Annotated in this window: 14 protein-coding genes; 7 read left to right on the forward strand and 7 right to left on the reverse strand. The window is 62.6% G+C overall.

Annotation, left to right across the window (positions count from 1 at the left end; all coding sequences use genetic code 11):
- Nucleotides 1–261 precede the first annotated feature (261 nt).
- Together GDV60_RS21815 and GDV60_RS21820 are read left to right on the forward strand one after the other, a co-directional pair.
- Nucleotides 262–1,599, forward strand: a complete 1,338-nt coding sequence (locus GDV60_RS21815; protein WP_029297452.1) for a carbohydrate porin — start codon at nucleotides 262–264, stop codon at nucleotides 1,597–1,599.
- A 100-nt stretch (nucleotides 1,600–1,699) separates the two neighbouring features.
- Nucleotides 1,700–4,111: a glucose/quinate/shikimate family membrane-bound PQQ-dependent dehydrogenase gene (locus GDV60_RS21820; protein ID WP_133714545.1), complete on the forward strand. Its 2,412-nt coding sequence runs from the start codon at nucleotides 1,700–1,702 to the stop codon at nucleotides 4,109–4,111.
- Between the two features lie 266 nt (nucleotides 4,112–4,377).
- Here the strand turns inward: GDV60_RS21820 and GDV60_RS21825 are convergent, their stop codons facing one another.
- Nucleotides 4,378–6,714 carry a bifunctional diguanylate cyclase/phosphodiesterase gene (locus GDV60_RS21825; protein ID WP_159908734.1) on the reverse strand — a complete coding sequence of 779 codons (2,337 nt, stop codon included), beginning with the start codon at nucleotides 6,712–6,714 and terminating at the stop codon, nucleotides 4,378–4,380.
- Between the two features lie 398 nt (nucleotides 6,715–7,112).
- Between GDV60_RS21825 and lon the strand changes: the two genes are divergently transcribed.
- The 5 genes from lon to cmoB all read left to right on the forward strand — a co-directional run bounded on the left by lon (nucleotide 7,113) and on the right by cmoB (nucleotide 12,517).
- The gene (gene lon, locus GDV60_RS21830) at nucleotides 7,113–9,533 is read left to right on the forward strand and encodes an endopeptidase La (RefSeq protein ID WP_029297455.1); all 2,421 of its coding nucleotides are present in this window, start codon (nucleotides 7,113–7,115) and stop codon (nucleotides 9,531–9,533) included.
- A 200-nt stretch (nucleotides 9,534–9,733) separates the two neighbouring features.
- Nucleotides 9,734–10,126, forward strand: coding sequence for a protease inhibitor I42 family protein (locus GDV60_RS21835; protein WP_159908736.1), 393 nt, complete (start codon nucleotides 9,734–9,736; stop codon nucleotides 10,124–10,126).
- A 1-nt stretch (nucleotide 10,127) separates the two neighbouring features.
- Entirely contained in the window at nucleotides 10,128–10,784 is a 657-nt protein-coding gene (locus GDV60_RS21840; RefSeq protein ID WP_092238070.1) for a lysoplasmalogenase, read from the forward strand.
- A gap of 36 nt (nucleotides 10,785–10,820) precedes the next feature.
- Nucleotides 10,821–11,564 carry a carboxy-S-adenosyl-L-methionine synthase CmoA gene (gene cmoA, locus GDV60_RS21845; RefSeq protein WP_029297461.1) on the forward strand — a complete coding sequence of 248 codons (744 nt, stop codon included), beginning with the start codon at nucleotides 10,821–10,823 and terminating at the stop codon, nucleotides 11,562–11,564.
- Nucleotides 11,561–12,517: a tRNA 5-methoxyuridine(34)/uridine 5-oxyacetic acid(34) synthase CmoB gene (cmoB, locus tag GDV60_RS21850; protein ID WP_029297462.1), complete on the forward strand. Its 957-nt coding sequence runs from the start codon at nucleotides 11,561–11,563 to the stop codon at nucleotides 12,515–12,517. The genes cmoA and cmoB overlap by 4 nt, the downstream gene beginning before the upstream one ends.
- A 154-nt stretch (nucleotides 12,518–12,671) precedes the next feature.
- Here the strand turns inward: cmoB and tadA are convergent, their stop codons facing one another.
- From tadA to rnc, 6 genes are all read right to left on the reverse strand, one after another.
- A complete protein-coding gene (gene tadA / locus GDV60_RS21855; RefSeq protein ID WP_092238073.1) occupies nucleotides 12,672–13,172 on the reverse strand; it encodes a tRNA adenosine(34) deaminase TadA in 501 nt (166 codons plus the stop codon).
- On the reverse strand, nucleotides 13,172–14,551 hold the full coding sequence (locus tag GDV60_RS21860) for a multicopper oxidase family protein (RefSeq protein ID WP_133714549.1): 1,380 nt from the start codon (nucleotides 14,549–14,551) through the stop codon (nucleotides 13,172–13,174). The genes tadA and GDV60_RS21860 overlap by 1 nt, the downstream gene beginning before the upstream one ends.
- 213 nt (nucleotides 14,552–14,764) lie before the next feature.
- The gene (pdxJ, locus tag GDV60_RS21865; protein ID WP_029297469.1) at nucleotides 14,765–15,508 is read right to left on the reverse strand and encodes a pyridoxine 5'-phosphate synthase; all 744 of its coding nucleotides are present in this window, start codon (nucleotides 15,506–15,508) and stop codon (nucleotides 14,765–14,767) included.
- A 51-nt stretch (nucleotides 15,509–15,559) separates the two neighbouring features.
- On the reverse strand, nucleotides 15,560–16,249 hold the full coding sequence (gene recO / locus GDV60_RS21870; RefSeq protein ID WP_104910860.1) for a DNA repair protein RecO: 690 nt from the start codon (nucleotides 16,247–16,249) through the stop codon (nucleotides 15,560–15,562).
- Nucleotides 16,250–16,415: 166 nt separating this feature from the next.
- Complete coding sequence (gene era / locus GDV60_RS21875) at nucleotides 16,416–17,318, reverse strand: GTPase Era (RefSeq protein ID WP_029297473.1); 903 nt, start codon at nucleotides 17,316–17,318, stop codon at nucleotides 16,416–16,418.
- Entirely contained in the window at nucleotides 17,311–18,000 is a 690-nt protein-coding gene (gene rnc / locus GDV60_RS21880) for a ribonuclease III (RefSeq protein WP_029297476.1), read from the reverse strand. Before rnc ends, era begins: the two co-directional genes overlap by 8 nt.
- Nucleotides 18,001–18,151: the final 151 nt, after the last annotated feature.

An 18,151-nucleotide genomic window follows, 5' to 3' on the forward strand; every position in this document is an offset into this window, starting at 1 on the left:
TTTCAGTCAATCTATCCGGTGACTGATACACCGCTTTCGCGAGCAAGCCCGCTCACATGAGATATGCGGTATTGCGTCGCACTGTTACCAAATCCGAAAGAATCCATCTTGCGATTAGCGCTTTCTCTCCCCGAGCCGGCGCTTTATCCTTGTCGGCAACAACCTGAAACGTTTCATCCGCCGCTCAAACCTGACCCGTTGGCACCCGCCAATCGCGGTTTGCGTACTAAAACCAAAAACTATTAAGACCTGCCCTTGCCTATGCCTGCTTTCCCAACACTGCGCCTGTGCGCTGCGCTGCTGCCTTTGTGCCTGATCACCTGCGCCCAGGCCGCGCCGGCCTTTGACCGTGAGTCCCCGTGGATGCTGGGTGATTTCGGCGGCTCTCGGACAGCGCTGTCTCAACAGGGCTACGACTTCAAGATCGACTACACCGGTGAGATGGGCAGCAACCTGCACGGCGGCTCGGACCACGACCGCACTGCGCGCTACAGCGATCAATGGGCCTTCGGCAGCCACCTGGACCTGCAGAAGATCCTTGGCTGGCACGACGCCGAGTTCCAACTGACGATCACCGAGCGCAGTGGCAACAACATCACCAACGATCGCATCAACGATCCGCGGGTCGGCGGCTTTACCTCGTCCCAGGAAGTCTGGGGCCGTGGCCAGACCTGGCGCCTGACGCAGATGTGGTACCAGCAGAAGTTCTTCGACCAGAAGCTGGATATCAAGGCTGGGCGTTTTGGCGAAGGCGAGGACTTCAACAGCTTCCCCTGCGACTTCCAGAACCTGGCGTTCTGCGGCTCCCAAGTGGGCAACTGGGTCGGCGGCATCTGGTACAACTGGCCGGTGAGCCAATGGGCGCTGCGGGTCAAATACCACCTGACGCCCGAGCTGTACGCGCAAATCGGCGCCTATGAGCAGAACCCGTCCAACCTCGAGCGTGGCAATGGCTTCAAGCTCAGCGGCAGCGGCACCCAAGGCGCCCTGCTGCCGGTGGAGTTGGTGTGGACCCCGAAGATCCACGGCCTTGCTGGTGAATACCGCGCCGGCTATTACTACAGCAGCGCCAAGGCCAGCGACGTGTACAAAGACCGCAACGACCAGCCCGCGGCCGTCAGTGGCGAGGCCTACCGCAGCGCCTCCAGCAAGCACGGCGTGTGGCTGGGCGTGCAGCAGCAAGTCAGCAGCCTGGCCAGCGACAACACCCGGGGCTTGAGCGTGTTCGCCAACGCGACGATGCACGATAAGAAAACCAACGCTGTGGATAACTATGTCCAGGCCGGGGTGGTCTACAAAGGCCCGTTCGATGCCCGTGCCAAGGACGATATCGGCTTTGCCGTGGCCCGCGTCCACGTCAACCCGGCGTACCGCAAGAACGCCCAGGCCAGCAACCAGGCCCGCGCGGTCTACGACTTTGACGACGCCGCCTACCTGCCGGTGCAAGACACCGAATACAGCGCCGAACTCTATTACGGCGTGCACGTCAGCAACTGGCTGACGGTGCGCCCGAACCTGCAGTACATCCGTCATCCGGGGGCCGTCGCCCAGGTGGATGACGCGCTGGTCGGCGGGATCAAGCTGCAAGCGTCCTTCTGAATCGCAATAAACGCAATTAGCCCTGAACCAAGCCTGCGCGCAAACGTCATCTACAGTGAACAAGCGCGGGACTACCTTAAACGTCACGGAGAATCACACTATGAGCACTGATGGTGCTTCAAGTCCAAGCCGCCTGCTGCCCAGGCTACTGGGGATCTTGCTGCTGATCATGGGCCTGGCCTTGTTGGCCGGGGGCATCAAGCTGAGCATGCTCGGCGGGTCGCTGTACTACCTGCTGGCCGGTATCGGCATCACCCTGACCGGCCTCCTGCTGCTGGCCACCCGCCGTGCGGCGCTGGGCCTGTACGCGGTGGTGCTGTTCGCCAGTACCGTGTGGGCCCTGTGGGAAGTCGGCCTGGACTGGTGGCAGTTGGTACCGCGCCTGGCCCTGCTGTTTGGCTTGGGTATCGTCATGCTCCTGCCGTGGTTCCGCCGCCCCTTGCTGCGTGGGCAACCTGCCCCGCTGGGCACTGGCGCGCTGAGCGTGGCCGTGGTGCTGGCCGGTGCAACCGCCGTGGCCAGCCAGTTCACCAACCCCGGTGAAATCAAAGGCCAACTGGACCGCGATGCGGTACCGGGCATGACCAATGCCGCGCCGGCCCAGGCCGATGGCGACTGGAACTCCTATGGCCGCTCGGCTTTCGGTGACCGCTACTCGCCCCTGGCACAGATCACCCCGCAGAACGCGCACAAGCTGGTACCCGCCTGGACCTATCGCACCGGCGACCTGCCTGGCCCTGGCGACCCCGGTGAAACCACCGCGGAAAACACCCCGCTGAAAGTCAACGGCATGCTCTATGTGTGCACGCCGCACAGCCAGGTGATCGCCCTTGACCCGGATACCGGCAAGGAAATCTGGCGTTTCGACCCTAAGCTCTCGACGCAGAAAGCCGAGAACTTCAAGGGCTGGGCGCACATGACCTGCCGTGGCGTGACTTATCACGATGACGCCGCCTATGCCGCCACCGAGCAAAGCCCGGCCACTGACGCCACTGCGCCAGCCGCCAATGCGTGCCCGCGCCGGATTTTCCTGCCGACCGCCGACACCCGCCTGATCGCCCTGAACGCCGACACCGGCAAGATGTGCGAAGACTTCGGTGACAAAGGCCAGGTCGACCTGGGCGCCAACATCGGCGCTTTCGCCCCAGGTGGCTACTACTCCACCTCGCCGCCCGCCGTTACCAAGAACCTGGTGGTGATTGGCGGTCACGTGACTGATAACGTCTCCACCGACGAGCCGAGCGGCGTGATCCGCGCGTTCGACGTGCACACCGGCAAGCTGGTGTGGAACTGGGACAGCGGCAACCCGGACGACACTACGCCGATTGCCGAAGGCAAGACCTACACCCGCAACTCGCCGAACATGTGGTCCATGTTCGCCGTCGACGAAAAACTCGGCATGCTCTACCTGCCGATGGGCAACCAGACCCCGGACCAGTTCGGTGGCTACCGCACGCCTGCGTCGGAACTGCACGCTGCCGGCCTGACAGCGCTGGATATCGACACCGGTAAAGTGCGCTGGCACTACCAGTTCACCCACCATGACCTGTGGGACATGGACGTGGGCGGCCAGCCGAGCCTGATCGACATCAAGACCGCCGCCGGCGTGAAACAAGCCGTGATGGCCTCGACCAAGCAAGGCAGCATCTACGTGCTGGACCGGGCGACCGGCGAGCCGGTGGTGCCGATCAACGAAATCCCTGTGCCGCAAGGCGCGGTGGCCGGTGATCACACTTCGCCAACCCAGCCCAAGTCCGACCTCAACTTCATGCCACCGCCCCTCAAGGAACGTGACATGTGGGGTGTGACTCCGTTCGACCAACTGCTGTGCCGGATCGACTTCAAGTCCCTGCGCTACGACGGCCCGTTCACCCCGCCATCGCTGCAAGGCTCGATCGTCTACCCAGGCAACTTCGGCGTATTCGACTGGGGCGGCATCTCGGTTGACCCGGTGCGCCAGATCGCGTTCGTCAACCCGAGCTACATGGCGTTCAAATCGACCATGATCCCGGCCGAGAAAATCGCCGCCATGGGCCCGCGTGTCAGCGAGACCGAAGGCGTGCAGCCGAACAAAGGCACGCCATATGGCGTGGTCCTGGAAGCGATGCTCTCGCCAATGGGCCTGCCCTGCCAGGCTCCGGCCTGGGGTTATGTGGCAGCCGTGGACTTGACCAACAACAAGACCATCTGGATGCACAAGAACGGCACCGTGCGTGACAGCTCGCCGGTTCCCATCCCCCTGAGCATGGGCGTGCCAAGCCTGGGCGGGACCTTCACCACTGCCGGTGGCGTGTCCTTCCTCAGCGGTACCCTTGATCAGTACCTGCGTGCCTATGACGTGAAAAACGGCAAGCAACTGTGGGAAGGCCGCCTGCCTGCAGGCGCACAGACCACCCCAATGACCTACACCGGCAAAGACGGCAAGCAGTACGTGCTGGTCGTGGCGGGCGGTCATGGTTCCCTGGGGACCAAGCAGGGTGACTATGTAATGGCGTTCAAACTGGCCGACTAAGCCAGCCAGCAACAAAAGAGCCCCGCAATTGCGGGGCTCTTTATTGGCAAAATATAACTCAACTGTGGCGAGCGGGCTTGCCCCGCGCTGGGCTGCGAAGCAGCCCCAGTCAGCCGAATGCGGTGTGTCAGATACTCCGCAGCGGCTGGTTCTGGGGCTGCTTCGCAGCCCAGCGCGGGCGATGCGGCGTTCCGACAAGCCCGCTCGCCACAGAGAATTCGGCAGTTTAACTATGCCTATCGCACGCAAGCCCGCGCCCACACATTTCAGACAGTACTGCGGTCGCGGCGCATCCACATCTCAAAGGCCATGGCATTCAGCGGCCGGCTGATCAGGTAGCCCTGGGCCGTGTCGCAATTCCATTGCTTGAGCAGCCTCAAGCTCGGCTCGAACTCCACCCCTTCGGCCACGACCTTGAGCCCCAGGTTGTGGCTCATCTCGATGGTCGAACGCACGATCACCGCGTCGCCGCTGGTGCTGTCGAGGTTGCGTACAAAGGACTGGTCGATCTTCAGTTCCTGCACCGGCAGGCGCTGCAATTGGGCCAGGGACGAGTAGCCCGTGCCGAAGTCGTCCACCGACAGGCTGATGCCACAGCCACGCAGTTGCTCGAGGATGCGCAAGGCCTGTTCCGGGTTGTGCATGATCGCGCTTTCGGTGATCTCGAAAATCAACTGCCCGGCCAGCACCCCGTGCAGTTCCAGCAACTCGGTCACCCGCGGCGCCAGCCCTTCGTCGCCCAGGTCGTCGACCGAGATGTTCACCGAAAGCTGCACCTCCAGCCCGCGCACGCTCCACTCTGCCAACTGGCGGATCGCCTCTTCGATCACCCAGTGAGTCAGGCTGGCCATGCTGCCGGAGCGTTCGGCCAGGGGGATGAATTCGGCGGGGGACACCAGGCCCAGGGTCGGGTGCTGCCAGCGCAACAGCGCTTCGGCCTGGCGCACGTAGCCGTGGCGCAGGTCGAGCTTGGGTTGATAACACAGGAACAATTCGTCTTCGATGGCGGCACGCCGCAGGTCGCGGATCAGGCTGATCTGGCGTTGATGGGCGAGGTCACGGTCCTGTTGATAGATCTGCAAATAGCCGGGCAGCGCGGCGGCATCATGGCGGGCAATGGCGGCGCGGCTGATCAGTTCTTCAACCTGCAGGCCATCTTCGGGGTAGGCGGCAATGCCCATGCTCACTTCGTGGCGCAGTTCATCGCCACCGACCCGCTGCGGCTCGGTGAGCAGGCTGTAGAGGCGGTCGGCGCGGGCCACGGCGCTGTCGAGCTTGGTGTTTTCCAGCAACACGAGAAATTCGCTGCCGGTAATGCGCGCCGCCGAATCCCCCGCCGCCAGGCTCGACAGCAGGCAGCGGCTGGCTTCACGAAGCATTTCCTCGACGCCCTGGGGGCCGAAGCCTTCGTTGATCACCCGGTAGTTTTCGATCCCCAGGTACAGCAACACCACCGGCCGCCGCGCACTGATAGCACTGCCCAGGCGCTCCATGGCCAGGGCGCGGTTGGGCAGCCCGGTCAGGGCATCGTGCAAGGCGTTATGGGCCAGTTGTCGTTCACGCACGGCGATGCCGCTCTGCATCGCGTTGAAGGCGCGGGCCAGCAGGCCGAATTCATCCTTGCCACGCACCGCTACGGGCGTGCGGTAATCACCGGCGCCGATACGCTCGGCCGCCTGCACCAGGGCATCCAGCGGACGCGATACGCGGCGCGCCATCAGCAGTGCGCCCACCAGAGAAACCATCAAGGCCGCCAGGGCAATGCCGAGAAATTGCCGGTCCAGCGGCGCGAAGGATTGCAGGGCATGGTCCAGCGGGCTTTGCAGCAAAGCCATGACTTGCCCGCCATCGCCGGTGTTGGCCAGGGCCAGGACCTGGCTGAGAAAACGCTGGCCGTGCCATTCGCTCATCTGCGCCAATGGGTTGATGTTCGAGTTCTGCAGCGCCTGGATAATAGCCGGGCGGTCCGCCAACGGCTGGGTGCTGAACAAGGTGCCTGGCTGGCCGTTGTCCAGGCTCATGAACGACACTTCCAGATTGCTCAGGGAGCGGAGTTCGGCGGCGAATACCTCATCCATGGCGAACCCCATGACCACCCGGGCGATGGGCAGCGGGTCCAGGACATCTTCCTGGACCAGCAGGAACGGTTGCCCGGCCAGGGCGACGATGAGCATTTGCAGGGAGTTGCGCCGGGCATGGCGCAGCGCCTGGGCATAGGGAAAGGCCTGTTGGGCGGGCACCCCTTCGAGGGTACTGACGAGGACCTGCCCATCGAGCCCCAGCACAAACACCTCGCTGCTGCGGATCCCCGTGCCGTGGCGCTGCAGGGCCGCGAGGATCTGTGCCGGCTGGCCTGCGGCAACTGCGCGGCGAAACTGCGCGTCCACCGTGAGCCAGTCCAGGCCGTATTGCAGGCGGCGGCCACGCAAGTCCAGCAAGCGCTCGAACACTCGGCTGCCGGTCTCCAATTGCACTTGGGCCTGGTTTTCCACGGCGCGGGAGGTAGCGCCCTGGACGGCGAAGTACACCGCGCCCACCACGACCAGCAGCAATAACGCCAACACCCCGGCCAGACGGGTCTGGAAGGCATGGCGCCATTTCATCCGCTTGCCTCCTGGCAGCGTGCCCGCGCCCCAGCTCAAGCGTCCTTTTGTCATACGCATCCCTCGCGACTGCAGAGCCGGTGTCAAATAAATGCCCGTTCACTGAGCACATTCGGAAAACCCAGATTAGCCGTCGCTGGGCAGAAGTAAACCTAATAAATGCGGGCGGTTGGCTGACATTATTTTGACGACAGATCACCGTCCAAATGGCCCTGACAGGCCGTAAATTACCCCTGTTTTGTACCGGCGCGGCGCGACGATCCGACTGGCCCACGCCCATAGGGCTGCTGCACTGACATTCGAAAATGTCATGCAATTTGTTGCTAACAACGCGCCGCCATTGAAACCACCCCTCACCTGCCCCATCTAACCTCCATACTTCACTATGCAGGTGCCCCATGAGCGACCAGCAAGAATTCCCCGATATCGACCTCAACGACTACGCCGACCCCGAAAACGCCGAAACGCCGTCGTCCAACACCGGCCTCGCCCTGCCTGGGCAGAACCTGCCGGACAAGGTCTATATCATTCCGATCCACAACCGCCCGTTCTTCCCGGCGCAAGTGTTGCCGGTGATCGTCAATGAAGAGCCCTGGGCCGAGACCCTGGAGTTGGTGAGCAAATCCGACCATCACTCCCTGGCCCTGTTCTTCATGGACACCCCGCCCGAAGACCCACGGCATTTCGATACCTCTGCCTTGCCGCTGTACGGCACCCTGGTCAAGGTGCACCACGCCAGCCGCGAGAACGGCAAGCTGCAATTCGTCGCCCAGGGCCTGACCCGCGTGCGCATCAAGACCTGGCTCAAGCACCACCGCCCACCGTACCTGGTGGAAGTCGAATACCCGCACCAGCCCAGCGAGCCGACCGACGAGGTCAAGGCCTACGGCATGGCGCTGATCAATGCGATCAAGGAGCTGCTGCCGCTCAATCCGCTGTACAGCGAAGAGCTGAAGAACTACCTCAACCGCTTCAGCCCCAACGATCCGTCGCCCCTGACTGACTTCGCCGCCGCGCTGACTTCGGCCACCGGTAACGAGTTGCAGGAAGTGCTGGACTGCGTGCCGATGCTCAAGCGCATGGAAAAAGTGTTGCCGATGCTGCGCAAAGAGGTGGAAGTCGCGCGCCTGCAAAAGGAAATTTCCGCCGAGGTAAACCGCAAGATCGGCGAACATCAGCGCGAGTTCTTCCTCAAAGAACAGCTCAAGGTGATCCAGCAGGAACTGGGGCTAACCAAGGACGATCGCAGCGCTGACGTCGAACAGTTCGAGCAACGCCTGGAAGGCAAAGTGCTGCCGGCCCAGGCGCAGAAACGCATCGATGAAGAACTCAACAAGCTGTCGATCCTCGAGACCGGCTCGCCGGAATACGCGGTCACGCGCAACTACCTGGACTGGGCCACCTCGGTGCCGTGGGGCGTGTATGGCGAGGACAAGCTGGACCTCAAGCACGCGCGCAAAGTCCTGGATAAGCACCATGCGGGCCTGGATGACATCAAGAGCCGCATCCTCGAGTTCCTCGCCGTCGGTGCCTATAAAGGCGAAGTCGCCGGGTCCATCGTGCTGCTGGTGGGCCCGCCGGGCGTGGGCAAGACCAGCGTCGGCAAATCCATTGCCGAGTCTCTGGGGCGGCCGTTCTACCGCTTCAGCGTCGGCGGCATGCGCGACGAGGCCGAGATCAAGGGCCATCGCCGCACCTACATCGGCGCCCTGCCGGGCAAGCTGGTGCAGGCGCTCAAGGATGTGGAAGTGATGAACCCGGTGATCATGCTCGACGAGATCGACAAGATGGGCCAGAGCTTCCAGGGCGACCCCGCGTCGGCCCTGCTGGAAACCCTCGACCCGGAACAGAACGTCGAATTCCTCGACCACTACCTGGACCTGCGCCTGGACCTGTCCAAAGTGCTGTTCGTGTGTACCGCCAACACCCTGGACTCAATCCCCGGCCCGCTGCTGGACCGCATGGAAGTGATTCGTCTGTCGGGCTACATCACCGAAGAAAAAGTCGCCATCGCCAAGCGTCACCTGTGGCCAAAACAGCTGGAAAAAGCCGGCGTGGCCAAGAACAGCCTGAGCATCACCGACGGCGCCCTGCGCGCGCTGATCGACGGCTATGCCCGCGAAGCCGGGGTGCGTCAGTTGGAAAAACAGCTGGGCAAGCTGGTACGCAAAGCGGTGGTCAAGCTGCTGGATGAACCGGATTCAGTGATCAAGATCGGCAACAAGGACCTGGAAAGCTCCCTGGGGATGCCGGTGTTTCGCAACGAGCAAGTGCTGTCGGGCACCGGCGTCATCACCGGCCTGGCCTGGACCAGCATGGGTGGCGCGACCTTGCCGATCGAGGCGACGCGCATCCACACGCTCAATCGCGGCTTCAAGCTCACCGGGCAATTGGGTGAAGTGATGAAGGAATCCGCCGAAATCGCCTACAGCTACATCAGCTCCAACCTGAAGTCGTTTGGCGGTGATCCGAAGTTCTTCGATGAAGCCTTCGTGCACCTGCACGTACCGGAAGGCGCCACGCCCAAAGACGGCCCGAGTGCCGGGGTGACCATGGCCAGTGCGTTGTTGTCGCTGGCACGTAACCAGCCGCCGAAAAAAGGCGTGGCCATGACCGGCGAACTGACCCTGACCGGGCACGTGCTGCCGATTGGCGGCGTGCGTGAGAAGGTGATTGCGGCGCGGCGGCAGAAGATTCACGAGTTGATCCTGCCAGAGCCTAACCGTGGCAGCTTCGAGGAATTGCCGGAGTACCTCAAAGAGGGCATGACGGTGCACTTTGCCAAGCGGTTTGCGGATGTGGCGAAGGTGTTGTTCTGATAGTTCTGTAGCGCCTGCACTGGCCTCATCGCGGGCAAGCCCGCTCCCACATTTGACCGAGTGCATCCTTTGGAACGCGGTCGAATGTGGGAGCGGGCTTGCCCGCGATGGCGCCAGCCGCCTCAACACAAAACCCTGCTGTAACACCTTGTCTCATCTTCGGTTATGCTCGCCCTTCGTCGCCAATAAACGGAGCCTTCATGACCGCTGCCCGCCTGCTTCTTCCGCTAAGCCTCGCCCTGCTCGCGGCTTGCGCCAGTGCACCGAAGCAAAACGTCACCGTCGAAAAACAGAGTGCCTGCCCGCTCAAGCTCAAGGCCGGGCAAAACCTGACCCTGACCTTGCCGAGCAACCCCACCACCGGTTATCGCTGGGCGATCCAGGATTCGGCCGGCGGCGTGCTGCGCAGCCTCGGCCCCGAGGTCTACAGCAATCCCGAGGACGCCGGTGTGGTCGGTGCCGCGGGGCAATCGACCTGGCGCTTCCAGGCCTTTACCGCCGGTAATGGCCGCCTGCGCCTGACCTCCCAACAACCCTGGGCCCCGGAAGTGAATCCGGTGGACACCTTTGACTGCGCCATTACGGTGAACTGATATGCCATGGATGATTCTTGCGTTGATGGGGGCGGGTACCTTTATCTACGGCCTGAGCACGCACGCGACATTGCTCTGCCTGTTGGTCAAGCCGCTGCCGGTACTGGCGATGTTGGGTTGGCTGCATGACGCGCCACCCAGCGACTATCGACGCTGGATCAGCCTGGGGTTGATCTTCTCCCTGGTCGGCGATGTGTTGCTGGCCTGGCCCGGCGACCTGTTTATCTTCGGCCTGGGCGCATTCCTGGTCGCGCACCTGGCGTACCTCAAGGCCTACTTCAGCGACTGCCGCCGCCCGGCACTGTTGCCACTGGCACTGGCGCTGGGGGTTGGGGCGATCTTGTTGAGCATCCTGATTTCCCACGGCCTGGGCGACTTGCTGATTCCGGTGGTGGTGTATGCGCTGGTGATCAGCGCCATGCTCTGGCGTGCACTGGCTCGCCTGGGCAGCGATGTACCCAAGCGCTCGGCGCAACTGGCGGCCATTGGCGCGGCGTTGTTTGTGTTTTCCGACACGCTGATCGGCATCAACCGCTTTGTGGTGACCTTCGATGCCGCGCCGTACCTGTTGATCATTACCTATTGGTTGGGCCAGTGGGGCATCACCGCATCGGCGTTCCATCAGACAACCCGCGCATCCAAGGAGCAAGTTGGCTAAAATGCCGGCCTTTTCCCCTTCGTCGCCGGAACAGCCGTGAGCAAAGAACCCGATCGCCTATTCGCCCAGCCCTTGCCCCAGGTGCCGGACTTCGCCTTTAACGAGGACGTGGTGCGGGTGTTCCCGGACATGATCAAGCGCTCGGTGCCCGGCTACCCGACCATTGTCGAGAACCTCGGTGTGCTCGCCGCGCAGTTTGCCCAGCCCAATAGCGTGCTGTACGACCTGGGCTCGTCCCTCGGCGCCGTGACCCAGGCCCTGCGCCGCCACGTGCGCACCGACGGTTGCCGAGTGATCGCTGTGGATAACTCGGCGGCGATGGTGGAGCGCTGTCGCGAATACCTCAACGGCCAGGACTCGATGTTCCAGGAGCTGTTGCCGGTGGAGGTGATCGACGGCGATATCCTCGCCCTGCAGTTCCAGCCGGCCTCGGTGGTGGCGCTGAATTTCACCCTGCAATTTATCGCCCCCGAGGAACGCCTGGCGCTGCTTGGGCGGATCCGCCAGGCGCTGCTGCCGGGTGGCGCGCTGATTCTCTCGGAAAAACTGCGCTTCAATGATCCCCAAGAGCATGCACTGCTCACCGACCTGCATGTGGCGTTCAAGCGCGCCAACGGCTACAGCGAGCTGGAAATCGCCCAGAAGCGCAGCGCCATCGAAAACGTCATGAAGCCCGACAGCCTCGAAGAACACCGCGAACGCCTGTTGGCGGCCGGGTTCTCGAAAGTCGTGCCGTGGTTCCAGTGTCTTAACTTTGCCTCGTTGATTGCCTTGCCATGATTGATCTGTCTCCCCTCGCCCGCCATCTGGTCGGCACGCCCCTGGCCGTCTGGGCCCAAGGCCTGCAAGCACAACTCGATGCAAAAATGGAAAAGGGTCATGGCGACCTCGCGCGCTGGCAAAGTGCGCTGGACGCATTACCCAAGATCCTGCCCAGTGAAATCGACCTGCTCAACGGTCTGACCCTCGACACCGATTGCGATGACGCGACCCGCACGCAGATGCATGCCGCGTTGATGGGCCTGAGCCCGTGGCGCAAGGGGCCGTTCGATCTGTTCGGGGTGCATGTGGACACCGAATGGCGCTCGGACTGGAAATGGTCGCGGGTCGCGCCGCACCTGAACCTCAAAGGCAAACGCATCCTCGATGTGGGTTGTGGCAACGGCTACTACATGTGGCGCATGCTCGGCGCCGGTGCCGACAGCGTGATTGGCGTCGATCCCAACTGGCTGTTTTTCTGCCAGTTCCAGGCGGTGCAACGCTATCTGTCGGCTCCCAACGCCTGGCACCTGCCGTTCCCGTTCGAAGACCTGCCGCCGAACATGGAAGGTTTCGACACCGTGTTTTCCATGGGCGTGTTCTACCACCGCCGCTCGCCGATCGAGCACTTGCTGGCACTCAAGGATTGCCTGGTCAAGGGCGGCGAACTGGTGCTGGAGACCTTGGTGATCGAAGGTGATCAGCAGCAGGTGCTGGTGCCGGAAGACCGCTATGCGCAGATGCGCAACGTGTGGTTTCTGCCATCCGTACCTGCACTGATGCTGTGGCTGCGCCGTGCTGGCTTCAGCGATGTGCGTTGCGTGGATGTCAGCGTGACCACGGTCGAGGAACAACGCGGGACCGAGTGGATGAAGTATCAATCCCTGAGTGACTTCCTCGACCCTGAGGATCACAGCAAAACGATTGAAGGGCTGCCAGCGCCGATGCGGGCGGTGATCATCGCCAAGAAATAACCCTCAATCTCGCTGAAAAAATGAAGATCAAACATGTGGGAGCGGGCTTGCTCGCGAAGGCGGTGTGTCAGTCAATTGATTCGTTGGCTGATACACCGCCTTCGCGAGCAAGCCCGCTCCCACACTTGATTGGGTCTCACATTGAGGTCTGGTGTTAGTCGAGCGTGGGTTTAGCCCGGCGCGCCTTGAAGAACTCACTCAACACCGCCCCGCACTCCTCGGCCAACACCCCGCCTTCATACAACACCCGATGGTTCAAAAAGCCCTGGGTAAAGAACTGCCCCTGGCTCTGCACAATCCCCGCTTTGGGCTCCAGCGCGCCGTACACCACCCGGGCGATGCGCGAATGCACGATCAAACCTGCGCACATGCTGCACGGCTCCAGGGTCACATACAGGGTGCTGCCCGGCAGACGGTAGTTGCTGACGGCCTGGGCGGCCGCGCGGATGGCGACCATCTCGGCGTGGGCGCTCGGGTCGCTGCCGCTGATCGGGCAGTTGAAGCCGCGCCCGATGATTTCACCGTCCTGCACCAGCACCGCACCCACCGGTACTTCACCAAGGGCCGCGCCTTGGGCGGCGAGGGCCAGGGCTTCGCGCATAAAGTCCTGGTCACGGCTGCGGTCGATAATCGCCGTCGGGCGAATCTGGCGCATCACGCCACCTCGATGGCGGCCATCAGGCCGGTTTCCATATGGTCGATCACGTGGCAATGGAACATCCACACCCCGGGGTTATCCGCCACCAACGCCACGCGGGCGCGCTCGTTCTTGCCCAGCAGGTAGGTGTCGGTGAAGTACGGTGTGACCTTGTGGCGGTTCGAGGCGATCACCTTGAAACTCATGCCATGCAGGTGGATCGGGTGCTGGTACTGGGTCATGTTTTTCAATTCAAAAATATAGCTCTTGCCCAATTCGAGCTTGGCAATCGGCCGGTCGGCGCAGGTCTTGTCGGTGATATCCCAGGCCTGGCCGTTGATCTGCCACAGGCTCGGCGGCCTGTTCTCGACATTGACCGAGACCGAACCGACCCATTCGAAATTGAAGTTGAGTTTCTCGGCATTGGCCAGGTCCGGTTCGGCAATCGGGTTGGCCGGCAACGCGGGCGGCCACTCGCCAGGGGCATCGGTGCTGGCCACCGAGCGGAAGGTGCCCAGGCGCACCGGGCCATTGCGGATCGACAGCTCTTCGCCGGCCGGCGGGGCCTTGATTGCCAGGCAAATACGCATGCCCGGACCCAGCCAGTACTCCTTGCCCAAGGGCCGTGGCTCGATGGGGTTACCGTCCAGGGCGTAGATCTGTGCCTCGGCGTTGGGGATATTCAGGCGATAGGTCAGGGTGTTGTCGAGGTTGAGCAGGCGCACCCGGGTGATTTGCCCGGCCGGCAGGTCAATGACCGCCTGAGGCACGCCATTGATGGTCGACAGGCGCCCGGCCGTACCGCCACGCGCCGCTTCGCGAGGGATGCTGAACTCGACAAATTCACCCTGTTCGTCGATATGCCAGTTTTTCAGGCTCAGGGTGCGCTCATGCTTGAAGCCGGTGGGCTCGCGCTCTTCGACAATCAACGGGCCGACCAGGCCACGGCCCAGCTCTTCGCTGCTGCTCACATGGGGGTGATACCAGTAGCTGCCGGCATCCGGCACGCGGAACTGGTAATCGAAATACTCGCCGGGCAATACCGGCAGTTGCGAGACGTAGGGCACGCCGTCCATTTCCAGGGGCAGGCGGATACCGTGCCAGTGGATGGTGGTGGCGACCGGCAGGTGGTTGATAAACCGTACCCGCAGCCATTCGCCCTGGCGTACGCGCAACTCGGTACCCGGCGCCGACGGGCCGAACGCCCAGGCCTGGGTTGTGTGCCCCGGCACCAGTTCCACGTCCAGTGGCGCGGCGATCAGTTCGTAATCGCGCCCGGCACTGGCGTCCGCGACTTTCCCCAGCCAGTAGCGATAGGCGCCACCGGCACCCACGCCCACTACTGCCAGGCCGGCGAGGCCACCTAGGATTTGTCGACGGGAAAAGGATCGGGACACAACAACCTCACGTATCTGCGCGGGCGCAAGGCCCGCAAAGGGCAAATACGATACACCCCCACAGGCTAAACAGTAAGGCTTCGCATTGCCGCAGGAGACCTGTAGGAGCGAGCGCGCTCGCGAAGGTCGTTAACGATGACGCGGGGATGCTGGCCCCCCGCGCTGTTCTCTGGCTTTTCGCGAGCAAGCTCGCTCCTACAGGTTGATTCAGAGTCAGTGCTTGGCGGCGGCCAGGATCAGCGCTTTCATCTCGGCTACCGCGCCTTTGAAACCGACGAACAGCGCATGGGCGACCAGCGCGTGGCCGATGTTCAGTTCGTTGATGCCCTTGATCGCCGCCACAGCCTCAACGTTGTGGTAGTGCAGGCCATGGCCGGCATTGACGATCAAGCCTTCACGCAGGCCGCAGGCCACGCCGTCGATGATGCGTTGCAGTTCGTCGGCGACTTCGGTCGGGGTGGTGGCATCGGCGTAACGGCCAGTGTGCAGTTCGATCGCTGGGGCACCCACGCGGCGCGAAGCTTCGATCTGCCGTTGGTCGGCGTCGATAAACAGCGAGACTTCGCTGCCGATCTGCGACAGGCGTTCGACCGCGGCTTTGATCCGCGCTTCCTGGCCGGCCACATCCAGACCGCCTTCGGTGGTCAGTTCCTGACGGGTTTCCGGAACCAGGCAAATATGCGCCGGGCGGATGCGCTCGGCGAAGGCCATCATTTCTTCGGTGATGCCCATCTCGAAGTTCATGCGGGTCTGCAGCACATCCTTGAGCACCAGCACGTCGCGTTCCTGGATGTGCCGGCGGTCTTCGCGCAGGTGCACGGTGATCCCGTCGGCGCCTGCTTCTTCGGCGTCCAGCGCGGCCTTGACCGGGTCAGGGTAACGGGTGCCCCGGGCCTGGCGCAGGGTAGCAACGTGGTCGATGTTGACGCCAAGAAGAATGCGATTGCTGGTGGTCACGGAAGCGCTCCTGAAAAGGGAAAGAATCGGCGCACAGCATACACGGGGATGTCAGGGCTTTCGAAACAACTCGCGACTGACCAGAGGCCGGCCGCCCAGATGCACGGCTAGGGCCTGGCGCATCAGGCGCTTGGCGGCGGACAGGGCGCCAGGCGCGCTCCAGTCGGCCTCGGCCATCGCCAGCAACTCAGTGCCCTGGAACAGGCCCGGTTGCAGCAGGTAGACCCGCTCCAGCCCGGCATCCACTTGCAGGCGGTACATGCCGTCGCTGGCGATCGGTTCGCCGTGCAAGTCATTGCTCAATTCGAAGCCGTAGCCCAGGTCGTCAAGCAGGCGCCATTCGAATGCGCGCAACAGCGGCTCCAGCGGGCGGCCTTCGGCCAGGGCCAACAGGGTAGCGGCGTAGTGATCGAACACCGCAGGGTGCGGGTCCTCGGCGGGCAGCAGGCGGATCAGCAGTTCGTTGAGGTAGAGGCCACTGAACAGCGCCTCGCCATTGAGCCAGGCAGAAGTGCCGATGCTTTCCAGGCGCCCGACGTTTTTCAGCTCGCCCTTGCCACGAAATTCCACGTCCAGGGCCACGAATGGTCGCGCCAGCGTCCCCGCCTTGCCCCGCGCACTGCGCAACACCGCGCGCAGGCGGCCTTGGGGCGTGAGGAAGTCCACCAGGGCGCTGGTCTCGCGGTAGGCGCGGCTGTGCAGCACGTAGGCGGGTTGGCTGGGAGGTGGAGTTGGGGACATTGGGTTCTCGCTGACGGAACACGGTCTTGAAAACTACGACGATCCAATGTGGGAGCGGGCTTGCTCGCGAATGCGGTGGACCAGCCAACGCATCCGGTGACTGATCCACTGCATTCGCGAGCAAGCCCGCTCCCACATTTCGTGCTGCGATGTGACTGGAGACTGATTACAGGTCGCCGTAGCCCAGGGAGCGCAGTGCGCGCTCGTCATCGGACCAGCCACCCTTAACCTTCACCCACAGGTTGAGCATGATCTTGGAATCGAACAGCAATTCCATGTCCTTGCGCGCTTCGGTGCCGATGCGCTTGATGCGCTCGCCCTTGTCGCCAATGATGATTTTCTTCTGGCCGTCACGTTCGACGAGGATCAGCGCATGGATATGCAGGGTCTTGCCCTGCTGCTTGAACTCTTCGATTTCCACGGTGATCTGGTACGGCAGCTCGGCGCCCATCTGGCGCATGATTTTCTCGCGTACCAGCTCGGCGGCAAGGAAACGGCTGCTGCGGTCGGTGATCTGGTCTTCCGGGAAGAAGTGCTCGTTCTCCGGCAGGTAGCCAGCGATCACCCGCTCCAGGGCTTCGAGGTTGTGCCCGTGCTGGGCCGAGATCGGCATGATCTGGGCGTTCGGCAGTTGTTCCTGCAACCAGCTCAGGTGCGGCATCAACTCGGCTTTGTCTTCGATGCGGTCGGTCTTGTTCAGCGCGACGATCAATGGCCCGGTGACGTACTGCACACGCTCCAGCACCATCTGGTCTTCATCGGTCCACTTGGTGCGGTCAACCACGAAGATCACCACGTCGACGTCTTTCAACGCCGCCGAAGCAGTCTTGTTCATGTAACGGTTCAGGGCTTTCTCGCCGCCTTTGTGCATGCCCGGGGTGTCGACATAGACCGCTTGCACGTTGCCTTCGGTCTTGATGCCCAGCATGTTGTGGCGGGTGGTCTGCGGCTTGCGCGAGGTGATCGCCAGCTTCTGCCCCAGGATATGGTTCAGCAGCGTGGACTTGCCCACGTTGGGACGGCCGACGATGGCAACATAGCCACAGCGTGTTGCGGTTGAATCAGTCATGGCCATTCTCCACGCCCAGGGCAATCAGTGCTGCAGCGGCCGCTACCTGTTCGGCAATACGACGGCTCACACCCTGACCTCGGCTTTTTTCGTTCAATAAGGTGACTTCGCATTCGACGAAGAACACACGGCAGTGCGGTTCACCCTGGATATCCACCACTTCGTAGCGTGGCAGTTCGCAGCCGCGCGACTGCAAGAATTCCTGCAGGCGGGTCTTGGGATCCTTGTTGGTATCCACCAGGGTCAGGCTGTCGATTTCCGACGCCAGCCAGGCCATGACCCGCTCCTTGGCCACTTCCATCCCGGCATCCAGGTAGATCGCACCGATCAGGGCTTCCAGGGCATCGGCCAGGATCGACTCGCGACGGAAACCGCCGCTCTTCAACTCACCGGAACCCAAGCGCAGGTACTCGCCCAGGTCAAAACCACGGGCCAGCACGGCCAGGGTCTCGCCCTTCACCAGGCGCGCGCGCAGGCGCGACAGCTGGCCTTCACGGGCCAGGGGGAAGCGGTTGAACAGGGCTTCGCCAGCGGCGAAGTTGAGAATGGCATCACCCAAAAATTCCAGGCGTTCGTTGTTGCGCCCGGCAAAACTGCGGTGTGTGAGGGCAAGGACCATCAATTCCTGGTCCTTGAAGGTGTAGCCGAGCTGACGCTCAAGACGACTCAAAGAAACGCTCACGGTTTACCTACTTTCAGTACGTGGCGGCAAAGGCCATCGACGATTAACGCTGTGTTCAAATTCAAATCCTGGCAATGCTGTGTATTGCTCGAGGCCGGACCAATGTCCAAGCCCCAGAAAAGCATTCGGCGCTGTGTTCACAGCGCCGCAT

The sequence above is a fragment of the Pseudomonas sp. DTU12.1 genome, from assembly GCF_009873475.1.
GTDB lineage: Bacteria > Pseudomonadota > Gammaproteobacteria > Pseudomonadales > Pseudomonadaceae > Aquipseudomonas > Aquipseudomonas proteolytica.

Bases quoted from the DNA above. Each gene is read 5' to 3' on its own strand.
- GDV60_RS21815 (WP_029297452.1), top strand. From the start codon at position 262: ATGCCTGCTTTCCCAACACTGCGCCTGTGCGCTGCGCTGCTGCCTTTG.
- GDV60_RS21820 (WP_133714545.1), top strand. From the start codon at position 1,700: ATGAGCACTGATGGTGCTTCAAGTCCAAGCCGCCTGCTGCCCAGGCTA.
- GDV60_RS21825 (WP_159908734.1), bottom strand. From the start codon at position 6,714: ATGAAATGGCGCCATGCCTTCCAGACCCGTCTGGCCGGGGTGTTGGCG.
- lon (WP_029297455.1), top strand. From the start codon at position 7,113: ATGAGCGACCAGCAAGAATTCCCCGATATCGACCTCAACGACTACGCC.
- GDV60_RS21835 (WP_159908736.1), top strand. From the start codon at position 9,734: ATGACCGCTGCCCGCCTGCTTCTTCCGCTAAGCCTCGCCCTGCTCGCG.
- GDV60_RS21840 (WP_092238070.1), top strand. From the start codon at position 10,128: ATGCCATGGATGATTCTTGCGTTGATGGGGGCGGGTACCTTTATCTAC.
- cmoB (WP_029297462.1), top strand. From the start codon at position 11,561: ATGATTGATCTGTCTCCCCTCGCCCGCCATCTGGTCGGCACGCCCCTG.
- tadA (WP_092238073.1), bottom strand. From the start codon at position 13,172: ATGCGCCAGATTCGCCCGACGGCGATTATCGACCGCAGCCGTGACCAG.
- recO (WP_104910860.1), bottom strand. From the start codon at position 16,249: ATGTCCCCAACTCCACCTCCCAGCCAACCCGCCTACGTGCTGCACAGC.
- era (WP_029297473.1), bottom strand. From the start codon at position 17,318: ATGACTGATTCAACCGCAACACGCTGTGGCTATGTTGCCATCGTCGGC.